The sequence below is a fragment of the Hydrocarboniphaga sp. genome (assembly GCF_965279055.1).
Taxonomy (GTDB): domain Bacteria; phylum Pseudomonadota; class Gammaproteobacteria; order Nevskiales; family Nevskiaceae; genus Hydrocarboniphaga.
Genome location: NZ_OZ257125.1, coordinates 1,039,345 through 1,056,623 on the forward strand (window position 1 = coordinate 1,039,345; position 17,279 = coordinate 1,056,623).

Annotated in this window: 16 protein-coding genes; 15 read left to right on the forward strand and 1 reads right to left on the reverse strand. The window is 63.6% G+C overall.

The genetic code is table 11. From position 1 onward, the window contains the following. The first annotated feature begins 95 nt into the window (after positions 1-95). The 10 genes from ACQZF9_RS04820 to ACQZF9_RS04865 all read left to right on the forward strand — a co-directional run bounded on the left by ACQZF9_RS04820 (position 96) and on the right by ACQZF9_RS04865 (position 9,471). Positions 96-743: a sigma-E factor negative regulatory protein gene (locus ACQZF9_RS04820; protein ID WP_428312127.1), complete on the forward strand. Its 648-nt coding sequence runs from the start codon at positions 96-98 to the stop codon at positions 741-743. 162 nt (positions 744-905) lie between these two features. Next, positions 906-2,462, forward strand: a complete 1,557-nt coding sequence (locus tag ACQZF9_RS04825) for a Do family serine endopeptidase (RefSeq protein WP_428312128.1) — start codon at positions 906-908, stop codon at positions 2,460-2,462. A gap of 2 nt (positions 2,463-2,464) precedes the next feature. After that, on the forward strand, positions 2,465-2,713 hold the full coding sequence (locus tag ACQZF9_RS04830) for a glutaredoxin family protein (protein WP_428312129.1): 249 nt from the start codon (positions 2,465-2,467) through the stop codon (positions 2,711-2,713). A gap of 268 nt (positions 2,714-2,981) precedes the next feature. Then, entirely contained in the window at positions 2,982-4,796 is a 1,815-nt protein-coding gene (gene lepA, locus ACQZF9_RS04835) for a translation elongation factor 4 (RefSeq protein WP_428312130.1), read from the forward strand. 57 nt (positions 4,797-4,853) lie between these two features. Then, complete coding sequence (gene lepB, locus ACQZF9_RS04840) at positions 4,854-5,687, forward strand: signal peptidase I (protein ID WP_428312131.1); 834 nt, start codon at positions 4,854-4,856, stop codon at positions 5,685-5,687. Between the two features lie 8 nt (positions 5,688-5,695). After that, positions 5,696-6,088, forward strand: coding sequence for a DUF4845 domain-containing protein (locus tag ACQZF9_RS04845; protein ID WP_428312132.1), 393 nt, complete (start codon positions 5,696-5,698; stop codon positions 6,086-6,088). Between the two features lie 13 nt (positions 6,089-6,101). Further along, entirely contained in the window at positions 6,102-6,785 is a 684-nt protein-coding gene (rnc, locus tag ACQZF9_RS04850) for a ribonuclease III (RefSeq protein ID WP_428312133.1), read from the forward strand. A gap of 115 nt (positions 6,786-6,900) precedes the next feature. Further along, the gene (gene era, locus ACQZF9_RS04855; RefSeq protein WP_428312134.1) at positions 6,901-7,830 is read left to right on the forward strand and encodes a GTPase Era; all 930 of its coding nucleotides are present in this window, start codon (positions 6,901-6,903) and stop codon (positions 7,828-7,830) included. 12 nt (positions 7,831-7,842) lie between these two features. Continuing rightward, entirely contained in the window at positions 7,843-8,550 is a 708-nt protein-coding gene (recO, locus tag ACQZF9_RS04860) for a DNA repair protein RecO (RefSeq protein WP_428312135.1), read from the forward strand. 180 nt (positions 8,551-8,730) lie between these two features. Beyond that, on the forward strand, positions 8,731-9,471 hold the full coding sequence (locus ACQZF9_RS04865) for a hypothetical protein (protein WP_428312136.1): 741 nt from the start codon (positions 8,731-8,733) through the stop codon (positions 9,469-9,471). A 135-nt stretch (positions 9,472-9,606) separates the two neighbouring features. On the opposite strand, the gene ACQZF9_RS04870 is transcribed toward ACQZF9_RS04865, so the two are convergent. Further along, on the reverse strand, positions 9,607-10,284 hold the full coding sequence (locus tag ACQZF9_RS04870; protein ID WP_428312137.1) for a helix-turn-helix transcriptional regulator: 678 nt from the start codon (positions 10,282-10,284) through the stop codon (positions 9,607-9,609). Between the two features lie 241 nt (positions 10,285-10,525). Here ACQZF9_RS04870 and ACQZF9_RS04875 point away from each other — a divergent pair, with 241 nt between their 5' ends. From ACQZF9_RS04875 to ACQZF9_RS04895, 5 genes are all read left to right on the forward strand, one after another. Beyond that, positions 10,526-13,150, forward strand: coding sequence for a protein kinase domain-containing protein (locus ACQZF9_RS04875; RefSeq protein ID WP_428312138.1), 2,625 nt, complete (start codon positions 10,526-10,528; stop codon positions 13,148-13,150). Positions 13,151-13,224: 74 nt separating this feature from the next. Continuing rightward, on the forward strand, positions 13,225-13,773 hold the full coding sequence (locus tag ACQZF9_RS04880) for a hypothetical protein (RefSeq protein WP_428312139.1): 549 nt from the start codon (positions 13,225-13,227) through the stop codon (positions 13,771-13,773). A gap of 73 nt (positions 13,774-13,846) precedes the next feature. Then, positions 13,847-15,004, forward strand: coding sequence for a hypothetical protein (locus ACQZF9_RS04885; protein WP_428312140.1), 1,158 nt, complete (start codon positions 13,847-13,849; stop codon positions 15,002-15,004). Positions 15,005-15,130: 126 nt separating this feature from the next. Further along, complete coding sequence (locus ACQZF9_RS04890) at positions 15,131-15,877, forward strand: hypothetical protein (protein ID WP_428312141.1); 747 nt, start codon at positions 15,131-15,133, stop codon at positions 15,875-15,877. A 28-nt stretch (positions 15,878-15,905) separates the two neighbouring features. Continuing rightward, positions 15,906-17,270 (forward strand): OmpP1/FadL family transporter, encoded by a 1,365-nt coding sequence (locus ACQZF9_RS04895; RefSeq protein ID WP_428312142.1) that lies wholly within the window; start codon positions 15,906-15,908, stop codon positions 17,268-17,270. Positions 17,271-17,279 lie beyond the last annotated feature (9 nt).

Consider the following 17,279-nt stretch of genomic DNA (forward strand, 5'->3'; position numbering starts at 1 on the left):
TTTGTAACAACCCGGAACTAAGTTCTCAAAAAGTGGTTTAGCCTGTATCCACGCTTAATTGCGAACCGTTGTACCGTCCCACAGGTCCCGAACGCATGTCCCAAGAATCTCTGTCTGCCCTGGTTGATGGCGAATGCAGCGATGCCGAGCTGGATCGGCTGCTGGCTGGCTTGGATGACGACACCGATCTCGCGCAGCGCTGGAGCCGCTGGCATCTGCGCCGCGACATCGCCGAAGGCGTCCGCTACGAGCCCGGCCAGGCCTGCATCTGCGCCGGCGTGATGGCCGCGCTGGAAGAACCCAGCAAGAGTGGCCGCGTCGTCGACATCGCCGCGTTCCGCCGCAAGCTGGTGGCGCTGCCTTGGAAGCCCCTGGTCGGCTTCGCCGCCGCCGCCTCGATGGGTGCCGCCGCGGTGCTGTTCCTGGCGCCGCAGCAGCACGGCCAGCCGTTCGACGGCGGCTCCGGTACCGGCGAAGGCGCGAGCGTGCGCGTCAGCAACCCGCTGGCCAACACCATCACCCTGCCGGGCGTGCGGTCCTCCGGCCGCCTTCAGGCGGTGTCGCTGGGCGGTGCTCAGTACAACAACACCAACAACGCCGGCACCACGTTCGCAGACGAGGAATACGCCGCGCTGCTGCGCGATTACATCGCCAGCCGCAATGCCGCCTACGCCGACAGCAGCGCCAGCCTGCGCAACGCGCGCTTCGATTCGACCACGGCCGACAACTCGCCGCGCCAGTAAGCTTTTCGCCCGCTCCCGACGGGAGCGGGCAAGCGTCCCAAACCTCTGAACCGGACCCGGATTGGCGTTTTTTGCCGCTCCGGGTTTCTTTCGTGGCCGACTCCCCTAGAATGAGGCGACATTTTGCGTCTGCCCCAAGCCGGATTCGGTAACTTGATTCCCATGATTGAAGTTGCACGCCTGTCGCGCTGGCCCTCGGCCGCGACGGTCGCATCGATGCTGCTGCTCGTCGCGGTATCCGCCTGCTCCAGGCCTTCTTCCACCGGCGGTTATCCGGATTTCGCCGATCTGGTCGAACGCGCCAGCCCCTCGGTCGTCAACATCAGCACGATTTCCGCCGGCCGCGCCGGTGGCAGCGCGGTGCCCGGTACCGGCGAGACGCCGCCGGACACGCAGAACGCGCCCGAATGGTTCCGCCGCTTTCTCGAGCAGAACGGCGGCTCCGAGACCCCCGACAACTCCACCGACGCCGATCCGGACGATCTGCCGCCGGGCGACGGCGTCGACGAGGGCGAGGCCGCGCCGGGTGCGCCGCAGCCGCTGGGCTCGGGCTTCATCCTGTGGGAAGACGGCTATATCCTGACCAATTACCACGTGGTGCAGGACGCCAAGGAAGTGATCGTGCGCCTGCTCGACCGGCGCCAGTTCACCGCGCAGGTGGTGGGCTCCGACGAGCGCGCCGATCTGGCACTGCTGAAGATCGAGGCCAAGGGCCTGCCGGCGGTCAAGATCGGCGACTTCGCCAAGCTGCGCCCCGGCCAGTGGGTGCTGGCGATCGGCTCGCCGTTCGGCTTCGACTACTCGGTCACGGCCGGCATCGTCTCGGCCAAGGGCCGTAACCTGATTTCCGAGCAGTACGTGCCGTTCGTGCAGACCGACGTCGCGATCAACCCGGGTAATTCCGGCGGCCCGCTGTTCAACCTCGAAGGCGAGGTGGTCGGGGTCAATTCGCAGATCTACTCGCAGAGCGGCGGCTACCAGGGCGTCAGCTTCTCGATCCCGATCGACGTCGCCGCCAAGGTCGCCAAGCAGCTCAAGGAGCACGGCCGCGTCACCCGCGGCTGGCTCGGCGTGGTGGTGCAGGAGGTCGATCGCAACCTGGCGCAGACCTTCGGCATGGAGCGCCCGGTCGGCGCGCTGGTCGCGCGGGTGATGCCCGGCAGCCCGGCCGAGAGCGCCGGCATCAAGGCCGGCGACGTGATCCTGAGCTTCAACGGCGAGGAACTGCAGGTGTCGACGGCGCTGCCGCCGATGGTCGGCAATGCCGATCCCGGCGCGGTGGTGCCGCTGGTCATGCAGCGCGACGGCAAGAAAGTCACGATCAAGGTCGAAGTCGGCCAGCTCGACAACCAGGACCGCGAAGTCGCCGATGGCAGCGAAGCCGCGGCGCCGCCGGTGGGCAAGCCCGCGCCGGCGCCGGGCGTGCTGCCGCTGGGCCTGACCGTCAGCGAAATCCCGGACGACATCCGTCGCCACGCGCATCTGGTCGGTGCCGGCGTGCTGGTCGAGAACGTCACCGCCGGCGCGGCACAGCAGGCCGGCATCCGTCGCGGCGACATCCTGCAGTCGATCGCCGGCCAGGAAGTCGGCACGCCGCAGCGCCTGGGCGAAATCGTCAGCCTGCTGACGCCGGGCGTGACCGTGCCGGTGCTGATCAATCGCGGCGGCGCGCCGTCGTTCCTGCCGCTGGACGTACCCGCCGCCGCGGTGCCGCGCTAAACGTGGCCCTGCTGCTGCTGAGCCGTCCCGGCTGCCACCTGTGTGAGCAGCTGGTGACGGACCTGCTGACCACGTTCCCGGCGCTGGCGACGCAGATCAGCGAGGCCGACGTCGACAGCCGCGAGGACTGGCAGCGCCGCTGGGGGCTGAAGATCCCGGTGCTGCTGGACGCGGTCGATGGCGAGCCGGTGTGCTCGACGTTCTTCGATGCCGATGTGGTTGCGGAGTGGATACGCGACCGCGGTATCTAAGCTGCATCGCCGACGCCTTTACAAAACCCCGTTCGTCCCGAGTAGCCGCACAGCGGCGTATCGAGGGATCGGATCGCGGTCGGGCCCCTCGATACGCGCCTTCGGCGCTACTCGGGACGAACGGGGTGGTTGGTGGCGGCCGGCTCGTTCCTCCGCCTGCGGGGGAGGGGCTGTCAGAGGGGAGGGAGCGGATTAGCCGGTATACTTCGCGCCTTGAATTCCCACCTTTTCTTGCTCCGCCAGCCGCGGCGGCGTGACCAGCGGTCTAATGAAACAGTCGAACATCCGTAATTTCTGCATCATCGCCCACATCGATCACGGCAAATCGACGCTGGCCGATCGCTTCATCCAGATCTGCGGCGGCCTGGAGCTGCGCGAGATGCAGGCGCAGGTGCTCGACAACAATCCGATCGAGCGCGAGCGCGGCATCACTATCAAGGCGCAGGCGGTTTCGCTCAATTACAAGGCCAAGGACGGCGAGATCTATCAGCTCAACCTGATCGACACGCCCGGCCACGTCGACTTCAGCTACGAAGTCAGCCGCTCGCTGGCGAGCTGCGAAGGCGCGCTGCTGGTGGTCGATGCCAGCCAGGGCGTCGAGGCGCAGTCGGTGGCCAATTGCTACACCGCGCTGGAGCTGAATCTCGACGTGCTGCCGGTGTTGAACAAGGTCGATCTGCACAACGCCGAGCCCGAGCGCGTTGCCAAGGAAATCGAGGACGTCATCGGCATTCCGGCGCACGACGCGCTGCGTATTTCGGCGAAAACCGGCCTGAATGTGCCGGACGTGCTCGAAGCGGTGATCGCGAACCTGCCGCCGCCGAAAGGCATCGAAGACGCGCCGCTGCAGGCGCTGATCGTCGACTCCTGGTTCGACAACTACCTCGGCGTGGTGTCGCTGGTACGCGTGATCAACGGCCGCATCCGCAAGGGCCAGAAGATGCGCGTGATGTCCACCGGCAAGGATTACGAAGTCGGCTCGCTGGGCGTGCACACGCCCAAGCGCGTGTTCAAGGACGCGCTGGAGACCGGCGAAGTCGGCTTCCTGATCGCCGGCATCAAGGACATCTTCGGCGCGCCGGTCGGCGATACGCTGACCGATCCGGCCAGACCCTGCGAATCGGCGCTGCCGGGCTTCAAGAAAGTGCAGCCGCGCGTGTTCGCCGGCATGTTCCCGATCGACGCCGACGACTTCGAGGATTTCCGCGAATCGCTGTCCAAGCTGCGCCTGAACGACTCGGCGCTGCAGTACGAGCCGGAGAATTCCACCGCGCTGGGCTTTGGCTTTCGCGTCGGCTTTCTCGGCATGCTGCACATGGAAATCGTGCAGGAGCGCCTGGAGCGCGAGTACGACATCAGCATGATCACCACCGCGCCGTCGGTGATCTACGAGATCACCGGCACCGACGGCGAGATCCGCAAGATCGACAACCCGGCCGAGCTGCCCGAGGGCAGCGAGTTCGAGGATATCCGCGAGCCGATCATCAACTGCCGCGTGCTGATGCCGCAGGACTACGTCGGCCCGGTGATGCAGCTGTGCATGGAAAAGCGCGGCGTGCAGCGCAATCTCAAGTACTTCGGCAACCAGGTGCAGCTCGAGGTCGAGATGCCGATGGGCGAGGTGGTGCTGGACTTCTTCGACCGCCTCAAGAGCGTCAGCCGCGGCTATGCCAGCTTCGAATACGAATTCCTGCGCTTCCAGGCGGCGCCGCTGGTCAAGCTGGACGTGCTGGTCAACGGCGACCAGGTCGACGCGCTGGCGACGATCGTGCATCGCGACGCGGCCTATGCGCGCGGACGGGATTTGTGCGAGCGTATGCAGGAGCTGATTCCGAGGCAGATGTTCGACGTCGCGATCCAGGCGGCGATCGGCGCCAAGATCATCGCCCGGTCGACGGTCAAGGCGATGCGCAAGAACGTTCTGGCCAAGTGCTACGGCGGCGACATCAGCCGCAAGAAGAAGCTGCTCGAGAAACAGAAAGAGGGCAAGAAGCGCATGAAGCAGGTCGGCGCCGTGGAGATCCCACAGGAAGCCTTCCTCGCGGTGCTGGGAGTCGAACGCAAGAGCAGCAAGGCCGACTGAAGCCGGGCTGGCCATTCGAGTTTTGTAGTCGTTTGCAGCAGGAGGCGGGGCGAAGCGATGTCCGACGTACATTTTGATTTTGCGGTGCTGTTGACGGTACTGACGTTCGTCACCGGCCTCGGCTGGCTGGTCGACAAGCTGTGGCTGGCCCAGCGCCGCCGTGCGCTGATCGGCGGCGACGACAAGCCGGGCTGGATCATCGACTTCTGCCGCTCGTTCTTCCCGGTGATTTTCGCGGTACTGGTACTGCGCTCCTTCGTCGCCGAGCCGTTCCGGATTCCGTCGGAATCGATGCTGCCGACCCTGATCAAGGGCGACTTCATCCTGGTCAACAAATTCACCTACGGCCTGCGGGATCCGGTGTTCCATCACCGGTTCTTCGGCAACGGCGAGCCTGCGCGCGGCGACGTGGTGGTGTTCCGCTGGCCGCGCGATCCGTCCACCGATTTCATCAAGCGCATCGTCGGCGTGCCCGGCGATCACCTGGTCTACAAGGACAAGACGCTGTACGTGAACGGCGTCGTTGCCAAGCTCGAAGCCGACGGCGTGTATGCCGCGTCGGGCTCTTCCAGCGACGTGCGGTACCGGCTGCGCGAGAACCTGAGCGGCGTCGAGCACCATATCCTCACCGATCCGAACCGCCCGGTGGATTCGCTGTGTGGTCCGGCCAGCAGCGGCGCCAACGAATCGCTGTGCGCCGGTGATGAACTGGTGCTGCCGCCGGGCCAGTATTTCGGCATGGGCGACAACCGCGACGGCAGCTTCGACAGCCGCGGCTGGGGCACGATCCCCGAAGCCAACCTGGTCGGCCGCGCGTTCTTCATCTGGATGAGCTGGGACGCGCAGAGCAAGCGCCCGTTCTTCTCGCGCATCGGCACGCCGATCCGCTGAGCGCCGCGATGCCGATCGCCAAACACCCGCGCAAGCAGGCTGGTCTGACCTTGATCAGCCTGCTGCTGGTGTTCGGCCTGATCGCGTTTTTTGCGACGTTGACGATCAAGATCCTGCCGCTGTATCTGAACCAGATGAAGATCGCGCGCGCGCTCGACGGCGTGTCCGAAGATCCGGAAGTCAGTGCCTCGGATGCAGCGAACATCCGCCTGCATCTGCAGCGTCGCTGGATCATCGAGCTGATCGACTTCGTCAAACCCGAAGACATCAAGATCCGCCGCAACAGCGAAGGCCGCGCGATGGTCTACGACTACGAGGCGCGCGCGCATCTGTTCTACAACATCGACGTCGTGGTGCATTTCACCGACGCGGTGCCGCTGCGCAACCCGACGATCGACTGAAGCCGCTGGCTCGATGACGTCTCGCATCATCCAGAATCTCGGCGAAGCTCTCGGTTATCAGTTCAAGGATCCGGCGCTGCTGTCGCAGGCATTGACCCATCGCTCGCATGCGCTCGTCAACAACGAGCGCCTCGAATTTCTCGGCGACGGCCTGATCAATTTCATCATCGGCGAGAGCCTTTACCGGCTGCGTCCTTCGGCCGAGGAAGGCGCGTTGTCGCGCCTGCGCGCGAGCCTGGTGCGCGAAGAATCGCTGGCGCTGCTGGCACGTGATCTGAAGCTCGGCGAGGCGATCAAGTTCGGCGAAGGCGAGCTCAAGAGCGGCGGCTGGCGGCGCGACTCTATCCTCGCCGATGCCTTCGAGGCGATCGTCGGCGCGATCTTCCTGGACGGCGGTTTCGAGGCCGCGCGCGACGTCTGCCTGCGCCGCTTCGATGTGCTGCTGAACCAGTTGCCCGATCCGGAAACCCTGAAAGATCCGAAGACGCGGCTGCAGGAATGGCTGCAGGCGCGCGGCCGGCCGCTGCCGGTGTACGAAGTGCTGTCCGAATCCGGCCCGCCGCACCGTCGCCAGTTCGTGGTCCGCAGCCGCCTGACCGACGCCGAGCTGACCACTGAAGCCTTCTCCAACAACCGCCGCGGCGCCGAGCAGAAAGCCGCCGAGCTGCTGCTGCAAAGGCTGATCGCGACGGCCTGACGCTTGCCGACCGGCGGCGGCTGCGGTGGGGCCGCAGTCGCGGACAGGGTCCGCTCCTACACGAGCGATCCGTACCTGTAGGAGCGGACCCTGTCCGCGACCGAGAACCTGCACCATGGCACCGCGCTACAATGCCGCTTTATTGTGTACCGTGGTCCCCATGCAAAGCGGCATCGTCACCATCATTGGCCGACCCAACGTCGGCAAATCCTCGATCCTGAATGCGCTGATCGGGCGCAAGGTCAGCATCGTCTCGCACAAGCCGCAGACCACGCGGCACCGCATCCAGGGCGTGCTGCATCACGATCTTGGCCAGATCGTGTTCGTCGACACGCCGGGCCTGCATCGCGGCGAGAAAAAGGCGCTGAACAAGCTGATGAACCAAGCCGCTTCGGGCTCGATCCATGACGTCGACCTGGTGCTGTTCGTCGTCGAAGCCGGCGCGTTCCGCGATGAAGACCAGGCAGTGCTCGACAAGCTCAAGGACGTGACCGGCCCGGTGGCGCTGCTGGTCAACAAGATCGACCAGATGAAGAGCCGCGAACAGCTGCTGCCGGAGCTGGCCCGGCTCGGCGCGCTGCGCGAATTCGCGTTCGTGATGCCGGTGTCGGCGACCAAGGGCAGCAACCTCGACGCGCTGGTCGCCGAGATTTTCCGGCGCCTGCCGGAAGGCCCCGAGCTGTATCCGCCCGACATGGTCACCGGTTATGACCACGGCTTCGAAGCCAGCGAACTGATCCGCGAAAAACTCACCCGCGGTCTGCACCAGGAGCTGCCTTACTCGCTGACCGTGTCGATCGACAGCTACGAGCGCGAAGGCCGCTTGCGCCGGATCAACGCGACGATTTGGGTCGAACGCGAAGGCCAGAAGTCGATCGTGATCGGCGAAGAAGGCGCGAACCTGAAACGCGTCGGCACCTCGGCCCGGCGCGAGCTGGAACAGATCACCGGCGACAAGGTGTTTCTGAAACTCTGGTGCAAGGTCAAGGAAAACTGGAGCGACGACATCAAGGCGCTGCGCCAGCTCGGTTTCGACACCGAGTAGTTTTCGAGCGCCATGACCCGCGCACGCATCCAGCTGGCGCCGGGCCATGTGCTGCGTACCAGCCCGTACCGCGACACCAGCCTGCTGGTCGAGGCCTGGACTTATGACCACGGCCGCATCGGCCTGGTCGCGCGCGGCACTCGCGGCGCCAAGTCCAGAACCCGCGCGCTGCTGCAGCCGTTTCAGCCGCTGCTGATCTCATGGAACGAGCAGGGCGATCTCGGCGCGCTGACCGGCGTCGAAGCCGATGGTTTTCCGGTGAGCCTCAGCGGTGAGGCGATCTTCAGCGGCTGGTACTTGAATGAACTGCTGCTGCGCCTGCTGCAGCGCCACGACCCGCATCCGGCGCTGTATGCCGAGTACGTCAGCGCGCTGGCGCGGTTGCCGAGCTTGCTGGAACCGGCGCTGCGCATCTTTGAAAAGAATCTGCTCAGCGAACTCGGCTACGGCCTGCAACTGCCGGACGACCTCGACGCCGACGCCGCGTATCACTACGACGCCGAGCAGGGCCCCATCGTCTGCGACGCCGAGGCCGTCGGCGCTTTCAGCGGCGCCAGCCTGATCGCGTTGCGCGACGAAGCTTTCGAAGCAGCCGACGGCTCGCGCCGCGCATTCAACGATGCACGCCGCCTGCTGCGCCTGAGCCTCAAGCCGCTACTCGGCGACCGCGAGCTGGAAGCCTCGCGCCTGCTGCGGGCACTGCGCGCGCGCGCATCTTGACCCGAGCGCGCCGCCGGTCGGCGCAGCGCCTGCGTACATCCCGCGCCGCGGATGCGCGTCCGCGCGGCGCGCTACAAATCGTTACACGAATGCCTTACATTGCGATGCCGACCGCGCGCAGTTGCGGCGGCATGGGGTTTTAGACCGGGCGCTAAGCCCAACACACTCTGGGGAGAGACAATGAGTTTGATCAGAAGCGCCGCCTTCGTCGGCGCCAGCTTGGTGGCGGCTGCCAGTTCCGTTTCCGCGCAGGCGGCCAGCACCGCGGTCGGCGCGCGCGTCAGCACACTCGGCCTGGGCCTGGAAGCCTCGCTGGGTTTGAACGACTACCTCAACTTGCGGCTGCCGTTCAATCTGTTCAACTACAACTTCGACGACGAGCAGGACGGCGTGCCTTACGACGGCAAGCTCAAGCTGAAAAGCATTGGCGCGCAGCTCGACTATCACCCGTTCAAGGGCACGTTCTTTTTGACCGGCGGCCTGTTCGCCAACGGCAACAAGCTCGACCTGTTCGCGCAGGACAAGAGCGGCACCGAGGAATACCAGATCGGCGACGACGATCGCGTCTACACCTCCGACACCAGCGATCCCTTGACCCTGAAAGGCGGCCTCGATGTCAACTCCGCCGCGCCTTATATCGGCCTCGGCTGGGGCAACCCGATTCAGGGCGCCTCCAATTTCTACTTCCGTTTCGAACTCGGCGCCTACTTCCAGGGCTCGGCCAAAGTCGGCCTGAACGCCAGCGGCTCGGCAGTGGATCAGCAGACCGGCCAGTCCTTCAGCACCACCGGCAACACGCCGGAAGCACAGCTGTTCCAGGCGCAGCTCGAAGAAGAGCGCGCGTCGCTGCAAGACGATCTGACCGACTACGAAATCTATCCGGTGATCGGCTTCACGCTGGGCTATCGCTTCAGCCTGTAGCGGCCCTTGCTGAATCCTGTGCTGCGCTAGCGCTCAGCATCGCGCGCTTCATCGCCAAGCTTGAGGATGAAGCGCGCACGATGCGCTTGATACGGTCGGGCCATGTCTGCCCGACCGTCATCGCCCGCTATCGTCTCAAGCCGCGCCGCTGAGCCAGGAGAATCGGCGCAGGAATTCGCGCTGGTCGCGGCTCGCGGTTTTGCTCAGCACCTGGCGGATCTGGCTGCGCACCGTCGGCAGGCTGACGTTGCGCCGGCTCGCGATCTGCTTGGCATTGCGGCCGCTGGCGATCGCCTCGGCGACGCAGGCTTCGGCCTCGGTCAGGCCGTAGACCGCGATCAGCGCGTCGCGCGTGGTGGCGCTGCGCACCGGCTGCGGATCGCGGATCAGCACCAGCGCGAAGCCGCCGCTGGGGTTGCCGATGTCGAACAGCTTCAGGCGCTGCTCGTCCAGCGGCAGCGCCTCGATCAGCAGCGGCAGCGCCGCGTGCTGGCGCGTCACCGGCGCCAGCCCGCCAGGGCCGCCGATCAGCGCACTGCCGATCACCGTGCGCAGCTGCTGCGCCTCGTGCGGCATCGTCGTCGCCAGGCCATGTCGGCCTTCGCTGACGCAGAGGCCGTCGCGGCGCGCCAGCAACTCTTCGCCGGCATCGTTGACGAAGGCGATGCCGCGCGGCCCGATCAGCACCAGCGGCAGCGGCATGGCGGACAGCGCGGTGAAACCCAGCGCGGCCAGCAGGCCGCCGCCGGGTGTGGTGCTGACTGCCGCTTCGTTGCGTCTCAACTGCTGGCCTGACGACATGCTTCCGTCCATGTTGCGATCCCCTGTGTTCCATCCCCGTCGCCGTCCCGGCTCGCTGCGTGTTGCGGTTGCGGCGGTCCGTCGGCTGGGGTCCAACTTAGGAGCGATGGGGTATGAAGGTCCTGACTTTTTCCTGAAATCGTCTGACTTTTGTGTTTTCCTCCACGTTGTAGGACGGCCGCCACTTCCGAGCAGCTTGGCAAACGGCTATCGTCCCTGCAGGGGACGGCGCGGGTCTGGCCGTAAAGGGACGATGGGGACTGGCGATATCGCAGAAGGAGCTGTGCAGGCGCCGGCTGTCCGCTGGTTGTTTGCCGGCTACATGCTCGACGAGTCGACTCTTGAACTGAGTCGCGACGGGCGCCTGCTGCCGATCGAACGCAAGCCGCTCGAAGTGCTGCTGTTCATGCTCCAGCATTCCGGCGAGGTGGTGACCAAGGACGAGCTGCTGGCCGCGGTCTGGCCCGGCCGCATCCTCAGCGATACCGCGCTGGCCAAGTGCATCAGCCGCCTGCGCGACGTGCTGGCCGACCAGAATCAAAGCCTGATCAAGACCGCCCACGGCTACGGCTACCGCTTCGCCGGCAATCCACGTACCGAAGTGATCGCGCGCGAAGCGCCGCCCTTGCTGGCCGAACTCAAAGCCGGCGATCACCCGCCGCTGCGACCGCTGTGGACCTTGCAGGAACGCATCGGCGGCGGCGGTGGCGGCGACACCTGGAAGGTGCGCCACGACAAGACCGGCGAAATCCGCGTCTTCAAATTCGCCCGCGAACCGGCGCGGCTGGTGGGCTTGAAGCGCGAGATCACGCTGTACCGGCTGATCAAGAACACGCTGGAGGACGAAGCGCCGGTCGTCACCTTGCTGGACTGGAACCTGGCGGAGCCGCCGTATTTCATCGAGAGCCGGTTGGCGGATGGCGGCAGTCTGGCGGACTGGTGGAAAGCGGTCGGCGGCGCGGCGGCCGTGCCGCTGGAGGAGCGCATCGAGCTGATCGCCAGGATCGCCGATGGATTGGCGGCGATTCATTCGATCGGCGTGCTGCACAAGGATTTGAAGCCGTCGAATGTGTTGCTGGAGTTGGATCCCGCTGGCAAGCCTTCGAGAGTATTGCTGGGTGATCTCGGCAGCGGGGGTGTGTCCGATCCGCTGCGGATGGATGCGATGGGCATCACCCGGATGGGATTTACGCGGACAATTGTTGCGGCAGCAGGGGGCGCCGGAACGCCGATGTACCTGGCCCCCGAACTGCTGATGGGGCAGCCACCGACAATACGGGCGGACATCTATGCGCTTGGAGTGGCGCTGTACCAGCTGGTAATCGGCGACCTTGCGCGCCCTGTCGCCGCCGGCTGGGAACGCAGTATCAGCGACGAGGTATTGCGGTCCGATATTGCCCGGGCAATCGACGGCAATGTCGAAACGCGTATAGGCAATGCTGGCGAGCTAGCTGAACGCCTGCGCGGCCTGCCCGATAGGCGTCTGAGTCTGGACCGGCAAAAGCAAGCCTTGGCCAAGGCAGAAGCCTCCAAGCGCGCGATCGAGCGGATGAAGGCCCGCCGAGTCGGATTGCTGCTCGCGATAGCTGCGCTGGCGCTCGGCCTGCTGGTCAGCACCGCACTTTATCGCCGGGCAGTCAATGCAAGGCAGCAGGCGCAAGCAGAAGCCCAGCGTGCCGAAGCGGTTACCAATTTTCTCAATCAGGACATGCTGGCACGAATAAGCCGCCAGGACCTTTCAAAGCGCGATCTGAGCGTCAAACAGTTGCTCGACAGTGCCACTTCGGAGGTCGATCGCCGCTTCGCGGGGCAAGCCGATATTGCGGCAAAGATAAATGAATCACTGGGACGTTCGTACGCGGCTCTGGAGTACGACCATGAAGCGGCTACCCATTTGGCAGCGGCGCTCGACTACTACCAAGGCAGCGGCGAGGCGAGTTCAGATTCGACTTTGAACCTCGCAGCCGATCTGGTCGGAATCGACTGGGTTACCGGGCGCCTGCAACAGCGGCTGTCCCAGTACCAGGCACTGCTGGAATCCGCGTCCAAGCGACGTGGCGAAAGCGACCGGCTGGTCTTGCAATTGCAATCCGCCATCGCGATGGGGCGATTCCAGATGGGGTATTGGTCGGACACAGCACCAATGCTGGAGCAGGTCCTGACCCGAATAAATGCCCATGATGACCCGGATAGTTCGTTTCTGATCTCGATCCAGTCGGCCGCAGTTTATGTGTACCTGGAACTCGCCAACTATCAAAGAGCGGAAGCACTGCTGGCCGATCTGATTCCGGCAGTCGCTAGAAAAAACGGTGAAAGAAGCCATGCGATGGCGATAGCCTTGATAAGGCGCGGCCAGCTGCTGGCTGCTAGCAAGCGGTTCGCAGAAGCGCAGCAGGACTTCGATTCGGCGACAGCGGTACTCAGCGAGCTGATCAACGCCGACAGTGACACGCTGCTGTCCGTGCGCGGCTTCGAAGCGCAACTCGCACTTGACCAAAACAAGCCTCTCGAAGCGGTAGCGATCCTGCGCGAAGTACTGGCATCAGTGGCTCAGCGCGATCAGATGGAACTGGATCAGACGTTCAACGAAAAGCGGCCGTTGGCGGAGGCCCTGCTGCGATTGGGACGGCTGGGCGAAGCACTAGTCATGGCGGATGAAGCGCTGGTGTCTTCGGGCGGGCTCTTCGGCCCCGCTCATCCGAGGACCTTGGAAATCCGGACGCTCAAAGCACGCATCCTGCTGGAGCAAGGAAAAACGAAGTTCGCTCTAGAAGCGCTGCCCGATGATCGGGAATTCGATGCGATCAAGCTGCCTGCGCATCATCCGATACGAGCGCGAGCGTCCGCACTAAGAGACGCTATTGATAGTAAGAGGTAAGGCGTCAGCACCGTCAAGCGACCTATGCGCGCCCAACGGTACCGACTTGAATTGTTCGAACTGGAGACATCGAAATGGAAAAAATTCATCTGGCTGCAACGAGGCCCTACATTACGCTCAGGAAGTTCTCTGCATTCATTTCAGAGGTTTGCAAAAACGCGGTGCTCAGGGGGCAGGCAATACAGGATCCTGCCGCTGCCGCAAGTTCATTTTTTGGTTCGGACGGCAGCGTCGCTGATCAAGCGATAAGTACTTATTCAATTGAACTACAAACGCTGTTTGCCCAGCTGCAGACCCTGGCGCAACAGCCACCCGCAGCGGGCTACGCGCCCGCGTCGGCGGTTAGCCAAAGCTGGATCACAGCGGCTTCGGCCATTGTCTTTTCTCAGGCGGCCTGTCGTCCGATCTATCCAAATCCAGCTTCAAAGGCGATCGTACCGCCTCCTGCGGTCAACTACATCTGGACTTTTACCGCCCTAGACTATCCAGTCTGGTCTGTACTGAAACAGTATCTTGAGGGCGACGAAACTCTACTGTCGATCAACAGCCAGTTGACCACCATTGCAAACAATTATTCGGGAAATATCAGGATGGCCATCCTGGACCTTCGTGAGAGGCTGTAGACACAGCATGCCGGTGAACGGACTGATATGTCGTCGGTCGGCAGGAACTTGGACGACGGCGGCTGGTCGCCAGGTGCTTGCAAATCTGGTGGGTCTTTTACTGCTCTGCAGTGCGTCGGCTGCGGGTGCCAAGGTCGACTGGAATCGACCCTGGACCATTCCGCAGGATCCGGCCGCTGCTATCTCCGACGGCGACGAGTATGCCTGGCGTCTATTTGTGGCGATGAACTGGCCAGCAGACCCCAAAACAGGTGAGGCTGATCAGGGCAAGGCGCTGGGCGGGCCCAGTCCGGTCGGTGTCGTCTGGGAGAACTGGCAGGAAGCAGGCGACATCTTCATGGAAGGCGGAAAGGTGCCAGCAGCTTGGCGCGGCAGCAATCAGGCCAACGCCGGCCATTCACGATTTACCGCGCTCCCAGTAGAACAGAGGGTCCGACGAGCGATCGAGGCTGGCTGTACCGAAAAATTCGCCGAGCCCAGCGTCGGCGCGGAGGTCCGGTTCAATGAAGCCGCATACTGCTATATCCGGACAAACAAGCTCAATAGTTTGCAGGGTCAGATCGACGCCTATTTCAATAATAAGAAAATAAGCTTTCCAGCGGAATCCAAGGTAGTAAAAGCGGCTTGGACCGAGATCGATAAATGCCAGAGGCGATCCTACTATGCCGTAAGCGAGGGCGATAAGTTGTATGGGCTCGTAGGATTGAATGTGATGGCAAAGCATCAGTCGACCTGGTTCTGGGCAACGTTCGAACATGTCGACAACAAGTCCGCCATCGGTAACAACGTAGGATGGAAGCTAAGCTCCCGCGACAATTTCGCGTGCAAATCAGACCAACCGGATTGCGAGGGAACTCCAGTTGGCATCGGTCTGCAGGGCACTGTCTGGGACAACTACCGCTTGCGTGGCACGCAGATCCGCTATGTCGATCAAAAGAGCGTGCCGGTGTTGCTCGCGAACTCCAAACTGGAGGATCGATTCCAGGAAACTTCGTCTTGCATGACCTGCCACGCGCGCGCAGCCATTCTGGTTGAGCGGGGCGTGGCACGCCGCCTCCCTTTTTTCAAAAATGCACCGGGCTCGCTCTGTAATGCGCCTATGAACGGCCAAGAACCGCAGCAGGCCGAGGGATACGTTGGCGTGCCGCTGCCTGAGTGGTTCGCTGGATCGCAGGGCCAGAAGGGGTATATGCAACAGGACTTCTTGTGGTCGTTCTGCAGAGCCAAGTGAGCCATTTTTTAGCCGATTGCGATCGATAAAGCAGGCGATCATCAACGTTGAGGATGAGTCTGTGTTGCGCGGTTGACACCATAGTCACACGAGCGGCTTGCTCGGCAGGTGACAGGGGGAATCCGCGTGATCAAGCTGAATAAGGGGATGTGGGCGAGCCTTACGTTAGTCGCAACTATTTCAGCGGCGGCGCCGGCTCACGCGGAAACGCCGCCGATCGCGGCCGGCTTTCGCGTCGGTACGCTCGGCATCGGCGCCGAAGGCACGATCGGCGTCAACGATTACATCAACGTGCGCGTGCCGTTCAATCTCTTCAGCTATAGCGATAGCCGCAACGAAGACGGCATCGATTACGACGGCAAACTCAAGCTGCAGAGCTTCGGTGCGCAGGTCGACGTGCATCCATTCAAGGGCAGTTTCTTTCTCAGTGCCGGCCTGTTCGCCAACGGCAACAAGCTCAAGCTGCATGCCTCCGACCCGACGGGTGAAGAGGAGTACGACATCGGTGACGCCACTTACGTCTCCGATACCAGCGATCCACTGGATCTGAACGCGCGGATGAAGTTCAACTCGGTGGCGCCGTACGCCGGTCTGGGCTGGGGCAATCCGATTCTGGGCGACCGGAACCTGTACTTCCGCCTCGAGATCGGCGCGTATTTTCAGGGCGCTGGCAAGATCGACATGAAGGCCACCGGCAGCGCCAAGAACCAAGACGACGATTCAGCCTCGTTCAAGGTCGACGGCGATACGCCCGAGGCGATGTTGTTCCAGGCCAACCTAGAGCAGGAGCGCTCTGACCTGGAAGGCGACATCAAGGACTTCAAGATCTATCCGGCGATCAGCCTCGCCATCGGCTACCGCTTCAAGCTCTAGCGCGCGCCGCTCCAACCTCGGGGGATTTATGTCTGGCATTGTCACGGGCCCGATCCGGGCCCGGCGGGCGCTTGCGCTCTGCGTTTCGGTCGCCGCGCTGCTGCTGTGTGCAGGCAAGGCGCGGGCCGACGGCTTTCACTACCGCAATCTGATGGTCGGCGATCGCGCGATCGGCTTCGGTGGCGCTTATGTGGCACTCGCCGACGATACCGCGGGGCTGTTCTACAACCCGGCGGGCGCGCCGTATTCCAAGGAACTCGCTGCGGCGACGGTCAATGTTCTGAGCCGCTCCCAGGTCCAGTATCAGGACTTTTTTCCCGACGGCGGATCGTTGCACTCGACGTCGTCGGGCCTTGTGCCGAGTTACTTCGGCATCATGCGGGTATCCGAGGCATGCGCCTGCGCTTTCGGCTTCTCGATCGCCGTCAACGATTTTCTATCCGAGCGCCAGCTCGATGACTCGCAGTTCCTGACACCCGGTGGCTCGGTCGACGAATATCTCAGCGGCGACGTCGATCGGCGGCTGTATAACGTCGGCCCGAGCTTCGGCATGAAGCTCGGCAACAGCGGCTGGTCCTGGGGCGTCACGCTATACGGCAGTTATCGCGACATGCGCGAGTCGCGCACGATCGGCGGCAAAGCGACACGCGCCACACAGGACGGCGCGACCGAGCGTCTCAACGTACAGACCAGCTATCGCATCGAGGACACGCAGCTTGGCGCGCGGCCGGTGCTTGGCCTGCAGTATCGCGGTAACAGTGTCAGCTTCGGTGCGGTGGTCGCGCGCGATTTCGGCTTCAGGCGCGACTATCGCTACTTCTATCGCAGCTCGCGCAACCTGGTCACGCAGAACGACGACGGCAGTAACAAGCCCGAGGCGGTGCTCGACATCGAGGCCGATTCGCGCAGCCCGGCGCGTCAGCACTATCCATGGCAGACGTCGATCGGCGCGGCACTGCAGCCGTACCGACAGTGGTTCCTCTCGGCGCAGGTCGATCACTATTTCAAGGTCGATCAGGGCGCGGTCGCCAGCGGCTCGGCTGATTCGCCGCCAGTAACACGCCAGTTCAAAGCGGTCGACAATTTCTCGCTCGGCAGCGAATACGTCGCCTCGCCGCAGGTATCGCTGCGCGCAGCGGTCTACACCGACTACAGCAATGCCGACGTCGCCGATGCCGGCGTGTTCGAGCGTCGCGAATCGATCGATCTGGTTGGGTTCTCACTCGGCGGCACCTACCGCGACAACACACGCGAATACAAGCTCGGCTTCTATTACAGCCGCGGCGACGGCAAGGGCACGCTCGGCGATCTCGGTGAACTCAATTTCAGTGGCGCCAGTGTCGTCGATGCGCGTGCCAGCAATCTCACGTTGTTATTCGGAGCCGAACTATGAGCCCGCCTG

What these genes read in the sequence shown, in the direction of transcription:
- ACQZF9_RS04820 (WP_428312127.1), top strand. Translation starts at nt 96, where the DNA reads ATGTCCCAAGAATCTCTGTCTGCCCTGGTTGATGGCGAATGCAGCGAT.
- ACQZF9_RS04825 (WP_428312128.1), top strand. Translation starts at nt 906, where the DNA reads ATGATTGAAGTTGCACGCCTGTCGCGCTGGCCCTCGGCCGCGACGGTC.
- lepA (WP_428312130.1), top strand. Translation starts at nt 2,982, where the DNA reads ATGAAACAGTCGAACATCCGTAATTTCTGCATCATCGCCCACATCGAT.
- lepB (WP_428312131.1), top strand. Translation starts at nt 4,854, where the DNA reads ATGTCCGACGTACATTTTGATTTTGCGGTGCTGTTGACGGTACTGACG.
- ACQZF9_RS04845 (WP_428312132.1), top strand. Translation starts at nt 5,696, where the DNA reads ATGCCGATCGCCAAACACCCGCGCAAGCAGGCTGGTCTGACCTTGATC.
- rnc (WP_428312133.1), top strand. Translation starts at nt 6,102, where the DNA reads ATGACGTCTCGCATCATCCAGAATCTCGGCGAAGCTCTCGGTTATCAG.
- era (WP_428312134.1), top strand. Translation starts at nt 6,901, where the DNA reads ATGGCACCGCGCTACAATGCCGCTTTATTGTGTACCGTGGTCCCCATG.
- recO (WP_428312135.1), top strand. Translation starts at nt 7,843, where the DNA reads ATGACCCGCGCACGCATCCAGCTGGCGCCGGGCCATGTGCTGCGTACC.
- ACQZF9_RS04865 (WP_428312136.1), top strand. Translation starts at nt 8,731, where the DNA reads ATGAGTTTGATCAGAAGCGCCGCCTTCGTCGGCGCCAGCTTGGTGGCG.
- ACQZF9_RS04870 (WP_428312137.1), bottom strand. Translation starts at nt 10,284, where the DNA reads ATGGACGGAAGCATGTCGTCAGGCCAGCAGTTGAGACGCAACGAAGCG.
- ACQZF9_RS04875 (WP_428312138.1), top strand. Translation starts at nt 10,526, where the DNA reads ATGGGGACTGGCGATATCGCAGAAGGAGCTGTGCAGGCGCCGGCTGTC.
- ACQZF9_RS04880 (WP_428312139.1), top strand. Translation starts at nt 13,225, where the DNA reads ATGGAAAAAATTCATCTGGCTGCAACGAGGCCCTACATTACGCTCAGG.
- ACQZF9_RS04895 (WP_428312142.1), top strand. Translation starts at nt 15,906, where the DNA reads ATGTCTGGCATTGTCACGGGCCCGATCCGGGCCCGGCGGGCGCTTGCG.